This is a genomic window from Pseudomonas sp. EU05-FHT14B02, assembly GCF_058791055.1.
Genome location: NZ_JBYTDD010000006.1, coordinates 71,223 through 92,368, shown reverse-complemented (window position 1 = coordinate 92,368; position 21,146 = coordinate 71,223). Strand labels below are relative to the sequence as shown.

Genomic DNA, 21,146 nt, shown 5'->3' with positions numbered 1-21,146 from the left:
GGCGGGGCAAAACGCCTCCCATGAAGAGTTCGGGTATGGGCCATGATAGTTGGCCGTTGGCGGTTATGCCGTTCAACGCAAGTCAAGGCTTTCGGCGAGCTTGATAAAGGCCAGCGTCGCGGGTGACGCCTGGCGTCGATCGAGCACCGCCAGGCCGACCTGGCGCAACACCGCCGGCGACAGCGGTTTTTTCACGTAGCGGCGGTCAATCTGACTAGGCAATGAACCTTCGGCAACCACCGTCACCCCGTCGCCACGAGCGACGACATCCAGGGTGCTGATCAACTGCGAGCAGCGATAACGGATATTGGGCGTCAGTCGGGCCGCTGTGAACAGACGTGAAACCAGCTCCGAAGAACCGGCCTCGGTCAGTACGAACGGGAAGTCGCACAGATCCTTCAGGCTCAGGCTGTCGTGAACCGCCAGCGGGTGGTCGGCGGGCAGCAGCGCGACCATCTGGTCTTCGATCAGCGCGACCGTGTCGAAACGCTCCTCGGGCAATACCACAAAGCCAATGTCGATCCGCCGTTCCTCCAGCCACTGGAGTACCTGACGGTCGGGGCCTTCGTCGATATGCACCTCGATGCCGGGATGGGCGGCGCGGTACTGCTGCAGAATCAACGGCAGCAATTTGATCGATGAAGTCGGGCCGAAGGAGCCGATTCGCAGCGTGCCGCGTTTCATGCCCCTGGCATCGGCCGCTTCCTGGCGCAGGGTGTTGGCCAGGCCGAGCATCGCTCGGGCGCGCAGCAACAACTGCTGGCCAATGTCGCTCAGTTCGACCTGGGTTTGATGTCGGCGTAACAGTTCGACACCCAACTCCAACTCCAGGGACTTCAAGGCATGGGACACCGCCGATTGGGAAATACCCAGGCGATTGGCCGCTGCCGTGAAGCCGTGGAGTTCGGCCACGAGGGAGAAAATCTCCAGTTGAGTGAGGGTCATGAGTGTTTGCTCATTTTACGATGACTGGGTATTAACCGAATGATACGGCATCTCTCCGACATTCGGTCCTGGAATCTATGACGATCTGCGAGCAAAGCCTGTCAAAACCATCGGATCTCCCGGTGTATCTGAAACTGGCGGCGGTCACCATGGTGTGGGGTGGCACCTTCGTTGCCGGACGCTATCTGGCTGGTAGCCTCAGCCCGCTACTGGCTGCCAGCCTGCGGTTTCTGCTGGCCAGCGTGGCATTGCTGCTGTTTATACGCATGGTAAGGATACCGCTGGTCCGGCCCAGCCCCCGGCAATGGCTGCAATTGTCATTGCTTGGCTTTTTCGGGATATTTTTTTACAACCTGTGCTTCTTTTATGGCCTGCATTACATCAACGCTTCACGGGCATCCTTGATCGTGGCGCTGAATCCGGCGGTGATCGGCCTGGCTTCCTGGCTGGTGTTCAAGGAGCGTTTGAATCGGGCGAAAGTCGTCGGCATTGCGATCTGCGTGGCGGGCGCGAGCATGGTGATCGTCAGTCGCGACCCACAGCTACTGGCTGGCGGTGCCGATGTCTGGCTCGGCGATTTGCTGATTTTCGGCTGCGTCCTGGGCTGGGGTGTCTACTCGCTGTTCTCCAAAGAGCTGAATCACACCCTGGGTCCGGTGCAAACGGTGACCTATTCGATCCTGCTGGGCACCATCATGCTTTGGACGACCAGTATCGTGCGCGGCGAGGTGAGTGTCGCCGCGATCGCCCAGCTGGGTGCGCAGCAATGGTTGAGCCTTTTGTACCTGGGCGTGCTGGGGTCGGCGCTGGCGTACATCGGCTACTACGACGGTATTCGCAAAATCGGCGCGACCCGTTCCGGGGTGTTCATTGCCTTGAACCCGTTGACGGCGGTGATCCTTGGCGCGCTGCTGCTGGATGAGCCGCTGACGCTGGCCATGTACCTGGGTGGCGGGCTGATACTGGCGGGGATTTTCCTCTGCAACAAACCCCTTGCGCGGGCATGGAAAAAGGGGATTTGATACAGAAGGCGGACAAACTGATTTACGCTGTGTAGAATCGGGTTACGCATACAATAATAATCGTCTTCTGGCAGCAGAAGCCTCGCCCGCAAGAGCCTTGGGTCGAAAATGAAGATATTCGGGTTTCAACTGATCTACGGTGACTTTCTCGCCCGCAGTGTGCGGGGCATCTCCTGTGCGCCACCCACCGGTCTCAGCATTGCTTACAACTAACCTTTGTTAATTGATAAAAAATGATGAGGCGCCGACCATGGCAGATTTATACGAAAACCCAATGGGCCTGATGGGCTTTGAATTCATCGAGCTCGCATCGCCGACCCCGAACACCCTGGAGCCGATCTTCAAGATCATGGGCTTCACCAAGGTGGCGACCCACCGTTCCAAGGACGTGCACCTGTATCGCCAGGGCGCGATCAACCTGATCCTCAACAACGAACCCCACAGCGTGGCTTCGTATTTCGCGGCCGAGCACGGTCCGTCGGTGTGCGGCATGGCGTTTCGCGTCAAGGATTCGCAAAAAGCCTACAAGCGTGCCCTGGAACTCGGCGCCCAGCCGATTCACATCGAAACCGGCCCGATGGAACTGAACCTGCCAGCGATCAAAGGCATCGGCGGCGCACCGCTGTACCTGATCGATCGTTTCGGCGAAGGCAGCTCGATCTATGACATCGACTTCGTGTTCATCGAAGGCGTTGACCGCCATCCGGTCGGTGCCGGCCTGAAGATCATCGATCACCTGACCCACAACGTGTATCGCGGTCGCATGGCCTACTGGGCCAACTTCTACGAGAAGCTGTTCAACTTCCGCGAAATCCGCTACTTCGACATCAAGGGCGAATACACCGGCCTGACCTCCAAGGCCATGACCGCACCCGATGGCATGATCCGCATCCCGCTGAACGAAGAGTCGTCCAAGGGTGCCGGGCAGATCGAAGAGTTCCTGATGCAGTTCAACGGTGAGGGCATCCAGCACGTTGCGTTCCTGTCCGATGACCTGATCAAGACCTGGGATCACCTGAAAAGCATCGGCATGCGTTTCATGACCGCGCCGCCGGAGACCTACTACGAAATGCTCGAAGGCCGTTTGCCGAACCATGGCGAGCCGGTTGACCAACTGCAGGCGCGAGGCATTTTGCTGGACGGTTCGTCAGAGTCGGGAGACAAGCGTCTGCTGTTGCAGATCTTCTCGGAAACCCTGATGGGGCCGGTGTTCTTCGAGTTCATCCAGCGCAAGGGCGACGACGGTTTCGGCGAAGGCAACTTCAAGGCGCTGTTCGAATCCATCGAGCGTGACCAGGTTCGTCGTGGTGTTCTCTCCACCGACTAAGCCGCTACACCGATAAAACTGTGGGAGCAAGCTTGCTCCCACATTTGTTTTGCATGTGCTTAAGGTCTGCGCTGCCGGACCAGATGCTTGAACCCTTCAAACACCAACACCAGCACGGCCATCCAGATCGGGATGTAGGTCAGCCATTCGCCGGCCTTGATGCTCTCTCCCAACAGCAACGCCACGCCCAGCAGCAACACCGGTTCGACATAGCTCAACAAGCCGAACAGGCTGAACGGCAGCAGGCGGCTGGCAATGATGTAGACCACCAATGCCGATGCGCTGATCACGCCGAGCATCGGGATCAACAGCGATAACCATGGATGCTGTTCAAACACACCAAAACCTTGCGCGCCGCTCTGGACGAACCAGATCGCCACCGGTAGCGTCAAGGCCATGTCCAGCCACAAGCCGCCGAGATTGTCCGCCGCCAGTCGTTTGCGCAGGACGAAGTAGGCCGGATAACCCACGCAGACCAGCAGGGTCGCCCAGGAAAAACCACCGACCTGATACACCTCGTTGACCACCCCCAGGCAGGCGAACACCACGGCGACTTTCTGCAGGTAGGACAGGCGTTCGCCGTAGGCCAGGCGACCGGTCAAGACCATGGTCAGCGGCAGCAGGAAATAGCCGAGTGATACGTCGAGGCTGTAGCCGTTCAACGGTGCCCACATGAACAGCCACAATTGCACGCCGAGCAGGGCAGAGGAGGCGATCAGCGCTCCCATCAGTTTCGGATTGGCCATGGCGCGCCGAACGATCTCCAGCACGCGCTTCCACTCCCCGGACAGCACCATGAACACGGTCATGCACGGCACGGTCAGCAGCATGCGCCAACCGAAGATTTCCACACCGCTCAAGGGGGTGAGCAGCGACGTGTAGTAATACATGACGGCAAACAGCACCGAGGCTGAAACCGATAGAGCGATACCTTTAGACAAGCTGTCCTCGCGAGGTTGAAGGTGAAACGGGGGGCGGAGGATACGTGGTTTTTGTGCTGAATATTGTCCGGATGATCAATATTTCCAACATCCCCTTGTAGGAGCGAGCCTGCTCGCGATGAACGACCAGACACCGCGGGCAGGCAGGCTCCCCGCGTTATCGTTGACCACCATCGCGAGCAAGCTCGCTCCTACAGGGGTTTATGTTTTTCAGTTAAACGGTCTGCGGCCGGAGACAAAATGGCTCACATCATTGAACCCCGGTGTCGACGCATGCCCCGGTGTCACCAGCGAATCGATGAACGCCTCATCCTCGGCCGTGATCGTCACCGCCTGCGCCTTAGTGTAGGCGTCCCACTGCGCTTCGGTACGCGGCCCGACAATGGCTGAGGTGACGGCGCTGTTGTTCAGCACCCAGGCAATCGCGAACTCGACGATGCCGACGCCGCGTTCCTGAGTGTATTGCTGGATTTGCTGGGCGATGCGCAGGGATTCGACGCGCCATTCGGTTTCCAGGATGCGTTTGTCCTGGCGTCCGGCACGGCTGTTGGCATCAGGTTTCACATCCGGCGCGTATTTGCCGCTGAGCACGCCGCGCGCCAGCGGGCTGTAGGGCACCACGCCAAGCCCGTAGCTTTGCGCCGCCGTGATCTGCTCGGTTTCTGCCTGACGGTTGACGATGTTGTACAGCGGCTGGCTGATCACCGGCCGGTCAACGCCAAGCTTGTCGGCGACGCGAATGACTTCGGCGATGCGCCAGCCACGGTAGTTGGACAGGCCCCAGTAACGGATTTTCCCTTGGCGGATCAAGTCACCGATGGCCGATACCGTGACCTCCAGCGGCGTATTGTGGTCTTCGCGGTGCAGGTAATAGATGTCGAGGTAGTCGGTGCCCAGGCGCGTCAGGCTGGCATCGATGCCATTGAACAGGTGCTTGCGGCTCAGGCCGCTGCGGTTGGGAACACCGTCCACGGGACCGAAGCCGACCTTGGTGGCCAGCACCCATTCATGGCGGCGGCTGGCGATGGCCTCGCCGACGATTTCCTCGGAACGGCCGTTGGTGTAGACGTCGGCGGTGTCGATGAAATTGATGCCCTGGTCCCAGGCCTTGTCGATGATCCGCAGGGAATCTTCGGTGCTGGTCTGTTCGCCGAACATCATGGTGCCCAGGGTCAGGGTGGACACCTGCAGACCCGAATGACCCAGCGTGCGGTAGCTCATGAGCAAATCCTTTTACCAGTGGGAAAGGCTCAATCAGATACCAGAATCATCCCATGGGGCAAATCGAAATATCGAACACGCCGGAATCAGACTGTGGGAGATTCTATGGTTGAAGGAAAGCCCTCAACCATAGAATCTCCCACAGGGATTTGTGTTGATCAGGCGCGCAGGGTCCGGGTCATGCGCAGTGCCAGCAAACTGCCGCAGACAATCACACCTGCCAGCAGGTACAGCGCCGCATCGGTCGAACCGGTGCTGTCCTTGACCCAACCCACCAGGTAGGGGCTGAGGAAACCGGCCATCTGCCCCATCGAGTTGATCAGCGCCAGGCCACCGGCGGCAGCGCCGGCACTCAGCAGGGCAGTCGGCACCGGCCAGAACATCGGCAGACCGGTGAGGGCGCCCATGGTGGCGATGGTCAGACCAAGTATCGCGATGGCCGGGTTGGCGGCGAAGTTCACCGCAATCAGCAGCCCCAGCGCGCCCATCAACATAGGCACCACCAAATGCCAGCGGCGCTCTTTGCGCAGGTCTGCCGAGCGACCGACAAACAACATGAACAGCGCCGCCAGCAAATACGGAATCGCACTCAACCAGCCGATCACCAGGTTATCGCTGAAGCCCAGGTTCTTGATGATCGACGGCAGCCAGAAGTTGATCGCATAGACGCCACTCTGGATGCAGAAGTAAATCAAACCGAAAGCCCAGATCGCCGGGTTCTTGAACACCGCCAGCAGCGAATCGGTCGTGGTTTTCGGTTTGTTGGCCAGATCTTGCGCGTGGTCGGCTTCGAGCACCGAGCGCTCGAATGGCGTGAGCCACTTGGCATTGGCGTAGCTGTCGCTGAGCAGGAAGTAAGCCAGCGCACCGAGGATGACGGTGGGAATGCCTTGCAGCAGGAACATCCACTGCCAGCCAGCCAAACCACCCTGGCCAGCGGCGAAGTGATTGAGGATCCAGCCGGAGAACGGGCTGCCGAGCAGGCCGGATACCGGGATCGCCGACATGAACAAGGCCATGATGCGGCCACGGCGGAAGGTCGGGAACCACTGCGAGAGGTACAGCACCACGCCCGGGAAGAACCCGGCTTCGGCCGCGCCGGTGAACAGGCGCAGGGTATAGAACTCGGTCGGCGTGGTGACGAACAGCAGACAGGTCGACAGGGTGCCCCAGGCAATCATCATCAACGCGATCCAGCGCCGTGGGCCGAACTTGGTCAGGGCCAGGTTGCTTGGCACACCGCACAGCACGTAACCGATAAAGAAGATGCCGGCGCCGAGGCCGTACACGGTTTCGCTGAACTTCAGCGCGTCGAGCATCTGCAGTTTGGCAAATCCAACGTTCACCCGGTCGAGGTAGTTGAACAGGTAGCAGATGAAAATGAAGGGAATCAAACGCAGGGTGATGCGCTTGTAGACGGCGTTTTTGTCGTCAGCGATGGCGTCGGACGCTACGGCGCTCTGTGTCATGGCGGCTCTCTCTTTATTATGATTTTTTGCGATGCAAAGGGTAACGTTGATCGCCCAGAGAGTCTCGACCACCCTCAGGGTGGCTGTCTTTGTGCCTGAGCACAGGGTTTGCCACCAAGGCCTGTGCGGGTGAACAACCCGTTCCACCACTGTTTCAAGGATCCCCGCTATGTTCGAACTCGATCACGACCTGGCCCAGGACATCGTCGACCGGGCGATGGCCATTCTGCCGTACAACGTCAACGTCATGGACAGCCAGGGCTTGATCCTGGGCAGCGGCGAACCGGAGCGGGTCAACACCCGGCATGAAGGCGCGCAACTGGTATTGGCCAATGGCCGGGTGGTGGAGATCGATGCGCAGACGGCGATTCACCTCAAGGGCGTACAACCGGGCATCAACCTGCCATTGATGCTCGACCAGCGCTTGATCGGCGTGCTGGGCATCACCGGCGAACCCGAGCAACTGCGCACCTACGCCGAGCTGGTGCGCATGACCGCCGAAATGCTGGTGGGCCAGCGCAACCAGCAGGCCGAACAGCAATGGCGGCGCCAGCGCTGCGATGACTTGCTGGCGCTGCTGCTGAGCGAAGCCGGGGATTCTCCACGACTGGTCGATGAAGCTCAGCAGTTGGGCCTCAAGCCACAAATGACCCGGGTGCCGTACTTGTTCGAACTGGGCCTGGAACATGCACCAGGGCAAACCGTCGAGGCACTGAGTGCCTGGTTGACGAGCCGTCATCCGGACAGTTGGTGCGTGAGTTCGGCCAAAACCTCATTGCTCTGGTGCCGACCGGCCAGCCAGACGGTCGAGAACGAGCGCTTGCTGGACAAACTCGACGGCCTGGGCTGGAACATCCTGCGCATTGCCGTGGGTGGGCAGGCCGATGGACTTTCCGGATTGCGTCGCTGCTATCGTCGGGTCGGTGACTTGCTGGCCTACGGGCGCGAAGTGCTGCCGCGCTCCCGATTGCTGACGCTCAACCGCTATCGACTGCCGGTGATGCTCTGGCGCCACCGCAACGACGACGCCCTCGACGAATTGCTCAATCCGCTGCGCAAGGTCATTGCCAAGGACAGCAACGGTCAGTTGCTGGCGACCCTGCGCAGCTGGTGTGAACACGACGGTCAGAGCCAGGCCTGCGCCGATGCACTGGGCATCCATCGCAACAGCCTGCGGTATCGCATGGAGCGGATTGCCGAGCTGAGTGGGGTTGATCCATTGCGACTGGACGGCATGCTCGCACTCTACCTTGGCGTGCAACTGCTGCCCGAGTCAGACACCCATCCATGAATCACGCAATTGCCCTGTGGGAGCGAGCTTGCTCGCGATAGCGGTGTGTCAGCGACATTAATGCTGACTGATGCGCCGCCATCGCGAGCAAGCTCGCTCCCACAGTTATTTGTGGTGGTGCACAGATTTGTGGACGATGCCGCTCCCGCCGGGTTTTGTGGAAATGAACAATAATCCTCAACACCGCTTGTGCAGCGGCCCGGCGTTATTGTTCATGGCGGCTGGCAGCATGTGGGCATTGGAACTGGAGAATTCCCATGAAAATCGTGATCGCCCCCGATTCGTTCAAGGACAGCCTTAGCGCCCAAGGCGTTGCCGATGCCATTGCATTGGGATTGGCGCAGGTCTGGCCTGATGCCCAACTGATCAAATGCCCGATGGCCGACGGCGGGGAAGGGACTGTCGAGTCGATCCTGGCCGCGTGCGAAGGCCAGCAGCGCCGCACTCTGGTTCGCGGGCCGCTGGGGGCCACGGTGGAAGCCGCCTGGGGCTGGTTGCCCCAGAGCCACACCGCAATCATCGAAATGGCCGAGGCCAGCGGTTTGCAGTTGGTCCCGGTGGCGCAACGGGATGCGTGCATCAGCAGCACCTTCGGCACCGGGCAACTGATCCGCGCCGCGCTGGATGCCGGAGCGCAACGGGTGATCCTGGCGATTGGCGGCAGTGCGACCAATGACGGCGGCGCTGGTGCCATGCAGGCCTTGGGCGTGAGATTGCTCGACGCCCAGGGGCAGACGCTGTCACCGGGCGGCCTCGCCCTTGGGCAGTTGGCACGCGTCGACCTGAGCGAGATTGATCCGCGCCTGGCCCAGGTCCGCTTTGACATCGCCGCCGACGTCAACAACCCGCTGTGCGGCCCCCATGGTGCCTCGGCGATTTTCGGCCCGCAAAAAGGCGCCTCGCCCGTGCAGGTCGAGCAACTGGACCGCGCCCTGGGGCACTTTGCCGACCTCTGCGCGCAAGCCTTGAACAGCGACGTGCGCGACGAGCCTGGCAGTGGCGCGGCAGGCGGCCTGGGGTTTGCCGCCAAGGCGTTCCTCGGTGCGCAATTCAAGGCCGGAGTCGAGGTGGTTGCCGAACTGGTGGGGTTGGCCGACGCCGTTGCAGGCGCCGATCTGCTGATCACCGGTGAAGGGCGTTTCGATGCGCAAACCCTGCGCGGCAAGACGCCGTTTGGCGTGGCGCGGGTCGCCCGGGAACACGGCGTGCCGGTCATTGTCATCGCTGGCACGTTGGGCGAGGGCTATCAGGCACTGTACGAGCACGGTATCGACGCTGCGTTTGCCCTGGCGAGCGGGCCGATGACCCTGGAGCAGGCTTGTGCCGAAGCACCGCGCTTGTTGCGTGAGCGGGCGACCGATGTGGCGCGGGTTTGGCGGCTGGCTGCTCGTACAACGCCGCGCCCCCTGTAGGAGCGAGCTTGCTCGCGATGGTGGTGAACGGTAACGCGCCCAGTCAGACACCCCGCGACATTCTCTGGTTTTTCGCGAGCAAGCTCGCTCCTACAGGATTCCCGTTACAGCACCTGGTTCGCCGTGATCTCCGCCAGCATCACGCTGTTGGAAATCCTCAGCAGCGCATTACTTAAACGCTATTAAACAGGTGCCTGCGGGGTGGCGTGTTTCGCGATTTAATATAGGGTTGAGGCAAGGAACACGCGCGACAGGAGAACGCCATGCGCTACTCAGCCTTGACCCAACGAATTGCCGGTGACGGAGCGGCAGCCTGGCGGATTCACGATCGAGCACTGGCGCTGCGCGAGCAGGGTGTCGATGTCTTGCTGCTATCGATCGGCGACCCGGATTTCGACACCCCACAACCCATCGTCCAGGCCGCGATTGGCAGTTTGCTGGCCGGCGACACGCACTACCCGGCGGTGCGCGGCAGCCAAGGCCTGCGCGACAGCATCGCCCGCCATCATCGCCGACGCAGCGGCCAGGCCGTGGATGCGCAGCACGTGATCGTATTCCCCGGGGCGCAGTGCGCGGTGTATTCGGTTGCTCAATGCCTGCTCGACCCGGGGGACGAAGTGCTCGTCGCCGAGCCGATGTACGTGACCTACGAAGGCGTGTTCGGTGCCTGCGGGGCGAAAGTGGTGCCGGTGCCGGTGCGCTCGCAGAACGGCTTTCGGGTCGATCCGGCGGATGTCGCGGCACTGATCACGCCGAACACCCGCGCGATGTTGCTCAACAGCCCGAACAACCCCTCCGGCGCCAGCCTGTCGCTGACGGCCTGGAAAGCGCTGGCCGCATTGTGCATTCGCCATGACCTGTGGTTGATCAGCGACGAGGTGTACAGCGAGTTGCTGTTCGAGGGCGAGCACATCAGCCCCGCGAGTTTGCCCGGCATGGCCGAACGCACGGCGACGATCAATAGCCTGTCGAAATCCCACGCTATGAGTGGCTGGCGGGTGGGTTGGGTGATCGGGCCGCATTCGCTGTGTGAACATTTGGTGAATCTGTCGTTGTGCATGCTGTTTGGCATTCCGGATTTCATCCAGAACGCCGCGCAATTGGCGCTGGATGAAAACCTGCCGCACGTGGCGCAGATGCGAGAGGAATATCGCCAGCGTCGCGACCTGGTGTGCGCCAGTTTGAATCTGTGCCCTGGCATCCAGGCGATTCGCCCCGATGGCGGCATGTTCGTGATGGTCGACGTGCGCCAGACCGGGTTGTCCGCCCAACATTTTGCCGAGCGGCTGCTGGACGGTTATGGCGTGTCGGTGCTGGCCGGCGAAGCCTTCGGGCCGAGTGCGGCGGGGCATATTCGCATCGGTCTGGTGGTGGATCGGCCGAAGCTGGCGGACGCCTGCCGACGTATCGTGATGTGTGTGACGAATATGCTTGAAGGGCGGCGGGCCTGATTTTTTCGTCGCGGTCTTGAGCTCTTCTTCACCGTTTTGCACCCTGCGCGCGCCATCCTTCCTGCGCAGGGAATCGGCCCCCACCTGTCAACTTTGACAGTATCGCTTTTTTTTTCATGAGCGTTTAATCCGCCCAAGGTCAGTTTGGCTTGCTGCGCTGGACCATTTTTTGGCTTGCCCGCAACGCCCACGCTGTTGACCTATGGATCAGCCGTAGCGCTGCCTATGGCTCAAATGGCGTGACAGGAGGGTAAGAGCATGTCGATCGATCAGGACATCCGGGCGCAACAGGAAGCGAACAGCGCCTATCTGAAAATGCGCTCCAAGTATCGGGCAAAGCTTGCCGACATGGAGTTGATTATTGCCTCGGACGCTTTTGCGGACCTCGCAACCAAGCTCCTCCATGGGCCAAGACTGAAGGACAATGGCGGGCTCAAGGTCAAAGTCCCGGAGTGGGAAAACAAGGCGCCATTCGCTGGTATGGAAGAAACAGTCGAACTGCAGATTGACCCTGGTTCAGGCACCTTTTCAACAGTAGCCTCTCATGTGTTCACGATGCCAACCGATGGTGGCACGTATCCCGAAACCTTTCCGTTTGACATGTTAATCCCGACCAATGCGCTGCCGGATGACGCGACGTGCCGCCTGCGCTACAAACTGTTCGATTTTGCGGGGGACGAATTTGACTCGTTTATCACCACGGTCATTTGCGATCGACTACCGCCTTATAAACACGATGCGCCAAAGGCGCCGGTATTTGCAGGGGACTACCTCGACGATGTGTTGCTGCCGGTCGGCGGCAAATTGTCCATGACCATCCCTGGCTACGGGGATTGGCAAGCCACTGATATAATTGCCGTGTACCTGGTTGATGAAGACAACATCCCGGAAGACCCCACCACTACCCCCCCGATTTATGTCGGGCCGGCGCCCGCACCGGGCATCACCGATAGCAAAGTCGACATTGACGCAGACAAGATCCGCGCGTTTGGCGATGCCAAGGCGCTGGTTACCTATGCCTTGCGCGATAAAGCGTTCAACGATAGCCCGCCGGCGCTTTACAAAAAAGTCAGCCTCACGTTCGGCCCGTTGCCCACCAACCTGTTCGCGCCGCGTGTGCCGCAAGCCAACCCCGGCCCCTTGAACATGCAGCATGTTGCTCACGGTGTGAGTACATGGATCTTCAGGTTTGACAACGCCAAAGGCGGGGATCGCATTCGTTTGCAGTGGGGAGCTCAGGTCTTGGGCGACCACGATCTGGGAAGCGTTCCACCCTCAGATATTGAAATACAGGTGTTGCCCAACAAGCTGATGCTTGAAGACTATGGACGGATGACGACCGGGGTGAAATCAACGCGGGTAAGCTACCACGTTGTTCGCCAGGGACGCTTGTTCGGTCCAGTGGGTGACGACTTTGACGTCAACTTTGAGGTGGCTGTGCCATGGCCCGACCCATGGCCGCCGGTAGACTGGCCCAACCCGATCCACCCGGGCCTGCTCGAAGGTGAAGTCAAGAACTTCGATGCGAGCCGGACCAATGAACTGACTCGGGCCGATAAGGACAAGGACGCCACCTACCACTTCGATTGGTACAGCGACGCGAAGAATGGCCACATCATCGACTTTTACTGGAACGGCGAGCGTTTGGTCGAGGCGCAGGTCGAATTTGACGATGCCGATCCCGAGCATGTGCCGGGCGGTCCTTACAAGGTCAACATTCCCTGGTCGTACATCAAGAAAGGCGGCAACGGTAATCCGGTGCCCGTCCACTACCGGGTGAGCGCGCCGGGCCTGGTGAACGATCTGTACTCGCCAACAACGAATGTCGTGGTCAATGCGATTGCAGTAGAACTACCCCGTGCGAGTTTCCCCACCATTCCCGTACCCGATGGCTTCCCGCGTTGTAACACTCTGGAACCCGATGGATCGCTCAAGGCCGATATACCGGACCTGACCGGTTTGCTTGTGTCGGGGGACAAGATCAGTGTCATCGTCACACCCATGAGAGGCAACCTGGGCTCCGCCGAGGATCCGATTATCGGCGCGGAGTTCAAGGCTGACTTTACGCTCGGTACCACCGGGTTCCCGGTGACGGGATTCACGTTTCTAGTGCAGCCGTACGATAAACATATCCTGCCGCTTTACGACGAAAACCCAACTCGTGTAGGTCGCCTGAAGATTCAGTATTTCTTCAATGACGGCACCGAAGACATTGAATCGGAGCCGTGGATCGTTCGCACAGCGTTCAGCACACCGACGGGATCCTGCCCGATTACGGGCCCCTAGCTTGATTATGCCGGGTCGGCACGGACTGCTTCGGTTCGTATCGACCCGGATCCGGTGGCAGGTTTGTTCTCACTCAAACCAAACGGCCCGTTGAGCGGTGCCAAGCGTTTTGAGGATAAATCCTACATACCGCAAGTACGCATTTTACTTAGGATCGCCGTCCCTAAACCGCCCGACCCGGTTCAACGGCATCCTGTCGGCGCGAATTTACAGTCCGTTGCTGTATTCAGGAGCGACCCTATGCGACTCATTCATTCATTTCCCGTCACACCGCTTGCGTACTGGTTCAAACTGGCCACGTTGACGCCATTATTCCTGATTGCCCCAAGCGCGCTTGCGGACTTGATTGATGGCCGGAGCAAAACCATCGACGGCTCTGTTGCGGCTGATGAGTATCGACTGATCAACGCGGCCAGCCTGACGGCGAATGGCGCCACCACCCGGGAAATTAGCGCGCAAACCGGTTCGAAGGTGACGCTCAACGGCACGGCGGTCAATGCAACGGGTGCCGCCAATGGCGTTCGGCTGTCCGGGAGCGAGGCGACTATTGCCAATAAAAGCAGAGTGGTCAGCGCCAGCACCGGGCTGAGTCTGATACGTGCTGGCAGGTCAGCCTCGAGTGCGACGGTCAGCGACAGTGAAATCGTCGGTGGTAACCGTGGCGCCACCGTCAGCGCCGAGAGCCAACTGACGCTGCAATCCGGTGCACGCGTCATCGGTACCAATGCCGCCAGCATCGGCATCGAAGCGTTTGGCAGCAGAATATCCGCCACTGACAGCACCGTCATGGGTGGGCTCAATGGGGTCAGGCTGTTCAGCAATGATTTGATTACCGACGATGCGCTGGTTTTGAACAACAGCCATGTCGAGGGAGTCAATGGCTCGGCGATTGTTATACAAGGCGTGAACCAGACCAACAGTGAGCAGGTTAATATCGAGGTCAATAATGGTTCCACGCTCAAAGGTGGCAACGGCATATTGCTGGAAGTGCTCAACGGCGCGGCGGCCAACTTCGCGGTCAACAACAGTCACCTCGTCGGCGATATCGTCGTGGCCGACGGCAGCAGCGCCGAAGTGCTGCTGGACCGCGCCGCAACCTTGACCGGGCGCCTGGAAAACGTCGAGAACCTGACCGTCAACAACGATGCACGCTGGGTGATGGTCGGTGACGGCCGTGTCAAAAACCTTTCGCTCAACGGCGGTGGCGTCCAGTTCGGCAACCCGGGGCAGTATTTCAATCTCTCCTTGAAAACCCTGTCGGGTACGGGGGGAACGTTCTATATGCACAACAACTTCACCACCGGGCAGGTGGATACCCTGACCGTGTCTGGCAACGCCAGTGGCAACCATCTTATTGCCCTCGACAGCCAGGGCACTGAACCGGTAGGGGCAGGCTCCAAGGCCGTGGTGAGTATCGGCTCGGGTGACGCCACCTTCGCCTTGGCCGGTGGTGCCGTGGACCTCGGGGCGTTTTCCTACGACCTGATCAAGCAAGGCGACAACGAGTGGGTCCTGGACACGGCCACACGGGCGATCAGCCCTGGTACACAATCGGTCATGGCGTTGTTCAACGCGGCCCCGACGGTCTGGTACGGTGAACTCAGCACGTTGCGCACCCGCATGGGCGAGGTGCGCATGGATCAGGGCAAGGCCGGTGGCTGGATCCGTGCCTATGGCAATAAATACAACGTGAGTGACAGCGCCGGCGTGGCCTACAAGCAAACCCAGCAAGGCATTTCGTTCGGTGCCGATGCGCCGCTGCCCATGGGCGACGGGCAATGGCTGGTCGGTGTGCTGGGCGGTTACAGCCAGTCCGACCTGGACATGAGCCGTGGCACGAACGGTGAAGTCGACAGCTACTACCTGGGTGCCTATACGACCTGGCTGGACGCGCAGAGCGGCTATTACTTCGACGGTGTCGTCAAATACAACCGGTTCCAGAACGAATCCGACGTTCGACTCAGCGACGGCAAGAAAACCAAGGGCAATTACGACACTGACGGCATCGGTGCGTCGCTGGAGTTTGGGCGAAACATCAAGCTGGCGGATGACTACTTTGTCGAGCCCTACGCTCAACTGTCCGGTGTGATGATCGATGGCGCCGATTACGAGCTGGACAACGGCCTGGCCGCCAAAGGTGATCGTGTGCATTCCTTGCTGGGTAAAGTCGGTACCACGGTGGGTCGCAACTTTACCTGGGCGCAAGGTAAAACGGTCCAGCCGTACCTGCGTGCCGCGTACGTACACGAGTTTGCCAAGAACAGCGATGTCGAGGTCAATGACAACCGTTTCAGTACCGACCTGTCGGGCTCTCGTGGCGAGTTGGGCGCGGGCGTGGCCATGGCGGTGACTGACAAGGTTTCCATGCATTTGGACCTTGATTACAGCAATGGCGACAAGATAGAGCAGCCTTGGGGCTTCAACGTGGGCGCGCGCTATAGCTGGTAAACATTTGGCTTGATCTCGACCCGTCTGTAGGCCAATGCACTACCGGTTCAATGTTCTTTTCATGAGGCAAAGAAGAGAAACCTGTCGGGGGTTTTTCTTCTTTGTTTTTTTCGAGGAGTTTTGTTCATGGTCAAGTCCAGCAGTGTCCGCTCTTCCCGCAACCCGGAAATGCCCCCGCCCGAGATCGACGGGCTACTGCCGGATGTTCCGGGCGGTGAAACCAATCTGTTGCCGGAGGCATTGACCCATTCCGATCTGAAAGTCTGGTTTACCGTAGCGGAGAACTCCCATCCCGATATTGCCGAGGAAACAGTCGAGCTGTTCGTTGATGGCAACCCGAATGCACTGGTGACTCGCCGGTGGAGCCAGCCGATCGACGATACGGATCGTTACCTCTTAGTACCACAGGCCTGGCTGCGCAATAACGATGGCGAACACCTGTTCAATTACAGGGTGACGATTTTCAACGGCGAGGCAGCGGATTCATTCGACCTGCCGTTGACACTTGATACACAACAGCCCTTGCTCGCAGCCGACAGCAAACTGATTTTCCCGCCCGAAGTCCTGCCGCCCAACGCCATCACCGCCGCTTACCTCGCCGACCCGGCCAACAACGATCAGGTGTTGGCAACGCTGCCCGACTACAACACAAAAAAAGTAGGGGATGTGATCAGTGTTTATTGGGAAACTTCCCCGGGCGGGCAGCAAGTCGCTTATACAAAAACACTCGCTCAAGCTGACCTGGGTAAGCCTGTGCAGGTGGCCTTTTCCGGTGATCTGCTTCGCCGTGCCAACGGTAATTTTTTTGCAACCTATCGGGTGCGTGACAGGGCGGGCAACGGCGACGATGTGTTGTCCAGACCGGTCGAGCTCATCGTCAATATCCGCCCACCCACCCCGCGCAAATTTCCCACGGTCAAGGAAGCGTCGAGTACACCCGCTGGCACCGGTGTGTTGAATCCATTCAGAGGCGTAAACGGCATCACGGTGGTGGTGCCCAAGGACGAAATCGACCCGGGAGAAGAGGTGACCGTGGATTTCATCGGGCTGGGTGGCGAGAGTGGGGTCGGTTCTGTGGTCGGCGTCAGGCCGACTGTCACCGGGGGGCTGGAGTTCGCCATTGCGGCTGCCATCGTCGCGGCAAACATTCCGGTCCAGGGCGATGGCCGCAAGGTCGAGGTCCGTTATCGGGCCGGTACCAGCGTTTCCGCGACCTTCACCCTGAGCATCGATGAAATATCGTCAACGTCCTTCGGTTCGGTCGAATGCGACAAGGCGCAGATCGGCTCCCCGGCGACGCTCTCCAAGGCCACCGTTGCCCAGTCGGGCGCGAATATCCAGATCGAAGAGTGGGCGTACCATACGGACTCACAGTTGATCAACGTGTGGGCAGTGGCGGCCTCGGTCCCGACCGACTTTCTCACTGCCGGACCGACCCCGATTTCCGGTGGCGGGAAGTTCTCCACCCCCTTGCCCAAGGATTACGTTGCGGCGCTGACGCTCAACAGCACGTTCACTTTGTACGCCGGCGTCAGTTTTGATCAGGGGTATAGCTACCGTCCTTTCAGGGCGATGCAGATAAAAGTGATTGTGTGATCAAGGGGCTCGCCCCCGGCAAGCGGACCTGCCGGGGGTGAGGCTTACTTGTAGGTAATGGTAAAGGCCAGTGACGCATCCGCCGAACCCGCCGAGACGTCCGTGGTCGGGCCGGTCTGATAATAACGGGCGTTGAATTCCAGGAGCATGCCGCCGCTGGCCGGAATGACGCCTTGGATCACATCGCTCTCCAATGCCACGGGCGTCATGGCATCGCGTCCCAGTATCTGAATGCCGACTCCCTTCGCGGTGGCACCACTGCCCAGACTGAACAAGCCCTTGCCGGCATCCAGCGTGGTGGAGCCCGCCACCGGGTCCAGCCGAATATGCGCATTGGCCACGAAGCCGCCGGGCAACGGGTCGGAAATGCAGGAGTTCAATGCAATGCTGAAAGGAACAGCCAGGGTGGTATGACCCTCGCCCTTGAAGTCGGTGTCTGGCCATTCGCCAAGCTTGACCGGGTCGGCACTCACCGGGTTGGTGGACAATGTGCATTCTGCCTGGGTGACCGAGCCGCTCAAGGCCAGGCTGAAAGCATTGGGCACGTCGGTGAAGGAGGCCTTGAACATTTCATTGCCGGAGTCCAGCGGGTGCATGCCTCGGCCGATCTGCCCGGTTTTTATGAGTGTGACCGTGCCGCGCAGCACCGAATGCTGCAGCGCGAATGGCGTGCTGAAGTCGATGTAGCCGTCGAAGGGCACCGTACTGTCAACCGAGTTGAGCTTCCAGAAGCCAGTGGTGGCTCCGTCATACGGACTGCCCAGTTTGATCAGTGCTCCAACGCCATCGATATTGGTGGCAAGCACCGTTCCGCTCGCCGGAGCACCGTTCAGTCTTGGTGCCGGGCCGGGTGCCGGCGGGGCGGTTGCCATGGCATTGAACGTCAGCCGCGCACCGTCCGTTATGCAATGGACGGACAAGCCGCCGCCACTCAGAAGAAATGGTTGCTCGATCGGACCGATCGGATCGCCGATTTTGGCGTCTCGAGGAATGTACTGCACACCCAGGTTGGCGACATAGTTGATCGGACCGGCATTGCCGTTAGCCCAGTAGCAGCCGTTGGCGTAAGCAGAATTGAAGGGCAACAGTCCACAGGTGGCGAGCGTGAGCAGAACGCCTGAGAGTATTTTTTTCGACATGCTGTGTTCCTGAAAAAAGCACCCGGCGCGCGTACGGGCGCACCGGGTGTTGAAGGACGAGGGGTTACATCAGCGGCAAGTCAGATCCTGAACCCGATAACCCTGCTCCATGGGCATTGCCTGAACATCGACCTGCAGCAGGCATTGCTCGGTGACCGCGTTGCCCCATTGCACAGTCAGGGTTTGCACACCATCGACGGTGCTCAGAAGCACCTGGCCAGCCTGGCCGACAATGCCGAGTACTTCGCCATCGCCATTGCTGACCTGCGCACCAAAGGGCAGGGGAGCGCCAAGGCTGTCACGAGCGGTCAATACCAGCCGTTGTACGACTCGGGCAGGAAATGCCACCTTCACCACGGAGCCTCGACGAGGCACCACCTGGGCGATGCCATTGTCGATCTCCACATTGGGATCGAGTTGGTCGGTGTCGAGGATGACCCGGTTCACCCGATAGGGCTGCAGGTAAGGAATCAAGGCGTAGCCCTGGTCATTGGTCTTGACGCTTGCGGCGTTGACCAGACCGACGCCGGGGATCTGCGGAACATGGGCCAGGCCGCTGGTTTCTCCCAGGTACGGGCCGAGCGCCAACCCGTCCGAATGAAGCAACAAGGCGCCGCTGGCATTGAGCGACAGATTGTTGTACGCCGAACCTTGAGTAAAGCCGGCGCCGATGCTGGCAACAGAGGTCTGGTAGCCCAATGCCAATTCGGCGGTTTGATCGTCATATTCATTGTTGGCCACCGACGCCCGATAGTTGAGGCGGTCGCCCTCGGTCAGGCCCGACAGGGTGGCCCGCTGGCTATACAAGCCGCGGTTGGACCGCACGTCAAAGGTGGCGCTGGTCGAGCGGCCGAAATCCAGTGGCACTGAAATGCTCAAGCCGAACTGACGGTCACTGGACTGCTGGTCATTGAGCGATTGCGAGGCATACAGGTTGTAGCTGATGGCGTTATGGCGGGTGCTGAAGTTGAACTGGAATTGTCGCTGCCGATAATCGGAGCGCCAGAATTCTTCCTGGGACAGTGTCAGGCTAAGCGAGCTATAGGCGCCGACGTCCTGGAACACCGAGGCCTCCAGCAGGCTGCGCCGACTGCCGTGGTAACCACGGTCGGCACTGCGCTCGCGTATGGCTTCGGCGAAGTCACGATAGCCTTCGGTCGAGTAGCGATACCCGGCAAAGCGCAGATTGGTTCTGGTGTCGAATGTCTTGCCGTACTTGACCGCATAACTCATGCCCTGAACGTTACGGCTGCTGTCACGGGTGTCGATATCGGCCGAAGAGCGTGTTGCATCGAGCGACAGCGCGCCGAGCGCGCCCAGGTTTTTGCCGATGCCCAGTGTGCTGGCCTGATAAAAATCATTGGCCATCAAGCCGCCATAAAGCGTCGAATTCCAGCCAACGCCGGTCGCCAGCGTTCCTTGCCAAACCATCGCATCGTCCACTGAGTAGGTCGGTGCGTTGTAGCGCCCCAGGCTGGCGCTGTAGCGCCAGATGCCTTCGCGCAGCAGGTTATTGAGCGTCGAATAGGGTTGGGTGAAGCGTCGCACCTGGCCGTCGGCTTCGGTCAGGATGATTTCCAGTTCGCCACTGCCACCGGCGATCGTCAGGTCGTTGATTTCATAGGGCCCGGCACTGACGTAGGTGGAGTAGATCGGATAGCCGTTCTGACGGATTTCGAGCCTGGCCCGGGTCTGCGCCACACCCCGCACCACCGGGGCATAATTTTGCTGCGAGTCAGGCAGCATGCCCAGGTCGGAAGCCACCTGGACCCCTCTGATCGGAATGCTTCTGAATATATCGCCGGGGGTGTAGGTCTCGCCGACTGTCAGTTGCGAATGCGTGTCGGGAATGTCCCGTTGCAGATAGGTATAGGCGCGCGACCATGTGCGTTCACCCTGGGCGTCGCTGCGGAACACATTGTTGCTGCGCAGGCGCCACGCCCCCAGGTTCAAGCCGCTGTTGAAATACAGGTCCTGACTGCTGTTATGGCCGGCGCGAGCGCTACTGCCCTGTTGCGCGGACACCTGATAGTTGATGAACGCCGAATTGATTCCGTAATCCCAAAGATCCGGGTCGACGTGACCGGCCACATCGCGACGCATGGCAATTTGCGGAACGGAAATCGACAGGGCCAACTGACCTCCGTCAAGCTGCGCCGACGCGCCAGGCACCAGGCGCGCCAGATCGATGCATGTTCCCTGCGCCATTTCAGGGTCGGCCAGCGCATCGAGCTTCACGCCGATTTCCGCGATCAACTGCGCCGACAGGCAGGGTGTCAGTCCATTGCCTTCGGCATTGGCGACGAACTCGATCTCGCGCCGGTCAAAGAAGCTGCGATTGACATCGATGCTCACCAGATAGCGTCCCGGCAGCAGGTCCTGGCCCGTGGAGAGTGACTTCAAGGCCAATGCGCCGGCATCGCTGGCGCGGTTGTCGGTTTGACGCATGAAGCTGGACTGAAACTCCACGTCACCCTCGGCCACGGCCGGGCGAATCTCCAGCATCGCAAGGCTGCCACCGGCAAAAATGAAAACGGGGAACAGACGACGGGCAGGCGTTATGTTGCGGTACGGAAAGAAAATCATGGCAAACGTCCG

The 21,146-nt window shown here is 59.9% G+C and carries 14 protein-coding genes; 8 read left to right on the top strand and 6 right to left on the bottom strand.

Features of this window, described 5'->3' with window-relative positions:
- Nucleotides 1-72 precede the first annotated feature (72 nt).
- Entirely contained in the window at nucleotides 73-945 is an 873-nt protein-coding gene (locus tag AC3WTM_RS08140) for a LysR family transcriptional regulator (protein WP_102670427.1), read from the bottom strand.
- 77 nt (nucleotides 946-1,022) lie between these two features.
- Here AC3WTM_RS08140 and AC3WTM_RS08135 point away from each other — a divergent pair, with 77 nt between their 5' ends.
- A complete protein-coding gene (locus tag AC3WTM_RS08135) occupies nucleotides 1,023-1,967 on the top strand; it encodes a DMT family transporter (protein ID WP_102670426.1) in 945 nt (314 codons plus the stop codon).
- A gap of 250 nt (nucleotides 1,968-2,217) precedes the next feature.
- Nucleotides 2,218-3,294, top strand: a complete 1,077-nt coding sequence (hppD, locus tag AC3WTM_RS08130; RefSeq protein WP_102670425.1) for a 4-hydroxyphenylpyruvate dioxygenase — start codon at nucleotides 2,218-2,220, stop codon at nucleotides 3,292-3,294.
- 59 nt (nucleotides 3,295-3,353) lie between these two features.
- On the opposite strand, the gene rarD is transcribed toward hppD, so the two are convergent.
- The 3 genes from rarD to AC3WTM_RS08115 form a co-directional block, all read right to left on the bottom strand.
- Entirely contained in the window at nucleotides 3,354-4,235 is an 882-nt protein-coding gene (rarD, locus tag AC3WTM_RS08125) for an EamA family transporter RarD (protein WP_102670424.1), read from the bottom strand.
- A gap of 210 nt (nucleotides 4,236-4,445) precedes the next feature.
- Entirely contained in the window at nucleotides 4,446-5,456 is a 1,011-nt protein-coding gene (locus AC3WTM_RS08120) for an aldo/keto reductase (RefSeq protein ID WP_102670423.1), read from the bottom strand.
- A 158-nt stretch (nucleotides 5,457-5,614) separates the two neighbouring features.
- Nucleotides 5,615-6,925 (bottom strand): MFS transporter, encoded by a 1,311-nt coding sequence (locus AC3WTM_RS08115; protein WP_102670422.1) that lies wholly within the window; start codon nucleotides 6,923-6,925, stop codon nucleotides 5,615-5,617.
- 169 nt (nucleotides 6,926-7,094) lie between these two features.
- Here AC3WTM_RS08115 and AC3WTM_RS08110 point away from each other — a divergent pair, with 169 nt between their 5' ends.
- The 6 genes from AC3WTM_RS08110 to AC3WTM_RS08085 all read left to right on the top strand — a co-directional run bounded on the left by AC3WTM_RS08110 (nucleotide 7,095) and on the right by AC3WTM_RS08085 (nucleotide 17,409).
- Nucleotides 7,095-8,216, top strand: a complete 1,122-nt coding sequence (locus tag AC3WTM_RS08110; RefSeq protein ID WP_090455446.1) for a sugar diacid recognition domain-containing protein — start codon at nucleotides 7,095-7,097, stop codon at nucleotides 8,214-8,216.
- A gap of 257 nt (nucleotides 8,217-8,473) precedes the next feature.
- Nucleotides 8,474-9,628: a glycerate kinase gene (locus tag AC3WTM_RS08105; RefSeq protein WP_102670421.1), complete on the top strand. Its 1,155-nt coding sequence runs from the start codon at nucleotides 8,474-8,476 to the stop codon at nucleotides 9,626-9,628.
- Between the two features lie 263 nt (nucleotides 9,629-9,891).
- Nucleotides 9,892-11,079: a pyridoxal phosphate-dependent aminotransferase gene (locus tag AC3WTM_RS08100; RefSeq protein ID WP_102670420.1), complete on the top strand. Its 1,188-nt coding sequence runs from the start codon at nucleotides 9,892-9,894 to the stop codon at nucleotides 11,077-11,079.
- A 258-nt stretch (nucleotides 11,080-11,337) separates the two neighbouring features.
- Complete coding sequence (locus tag AC3WTM_RS08095) at nucleotides 11,338-13,365, top strand: hypothetical protein (protein ID WP_102670419.1); 2,028 nt, start codon at nucleotides 11,338-11,340, stop codon at nucleotides 13,363-13,365.
- Nucleotides 13,366-13,605: 240 nt separating this feature from the next.
- Entirely contained in the window at nucleotides 13,606-15,813 is a 2,208-nt protein-coding gene (locus AC3WTM_RS08090) for an autotransporter outer membrane beta-barrel domain-containing protein (protein WP_173677965.1), read from the top strand.
- Nucleotides 15,814-15,939: 126 nt separating this feature from the next.
- A complete protein-coding gene (locus AC3WTM_RS08085; RefSeq protein ID WP_102670418.1) occupies nucleotides 15,940-17,409 on the top strand; it encodes a hypothetical protein in 1,470 nt (489 codons plus the stop codon).
- A 44-nt stretch (nucleotides 17,410-17,453) separates the two neighbouring features.
- Here AC3WTM_RS08085 and AC3WTM_RS08080 read toward each other — a convergent pair whose 3' ends face one another.
- Together AC3WTM_RS08080 and AC3WTM_RS08075 are read right to left on the bottom strand one after the other, a co-directional pair.
- Nucleotides 17,454-18,548, bottom strand: a complete 1,095-nt coding sequence (locus tag AC3WTM_RS08080) for a fimbrial protein (RefSeq protein ID WP_102670417.1) — start codon at nucleotides 18,546-18,548, stop codon at nucleotides 17,454-17,456.
- A 69-nt stretch (nucleotides 18,549-18,617) separates the two neighbouring features.
- Nucleotides 18,618-21,134: a fimbria/pilus outer membrane usher protein gene (locus AC3WTM_RS08075; protein ID WP_256586024.1), complete on the bottom strand. Its 2,517-nt coding sequence runs from the start codon at nucleotides 21,132-21,134 to the stop codon at nucleotides 18,618-18,620.
- Between the last annotated feature and the right edge of the window lie 12 nt (nucleotides 21,135-21,146).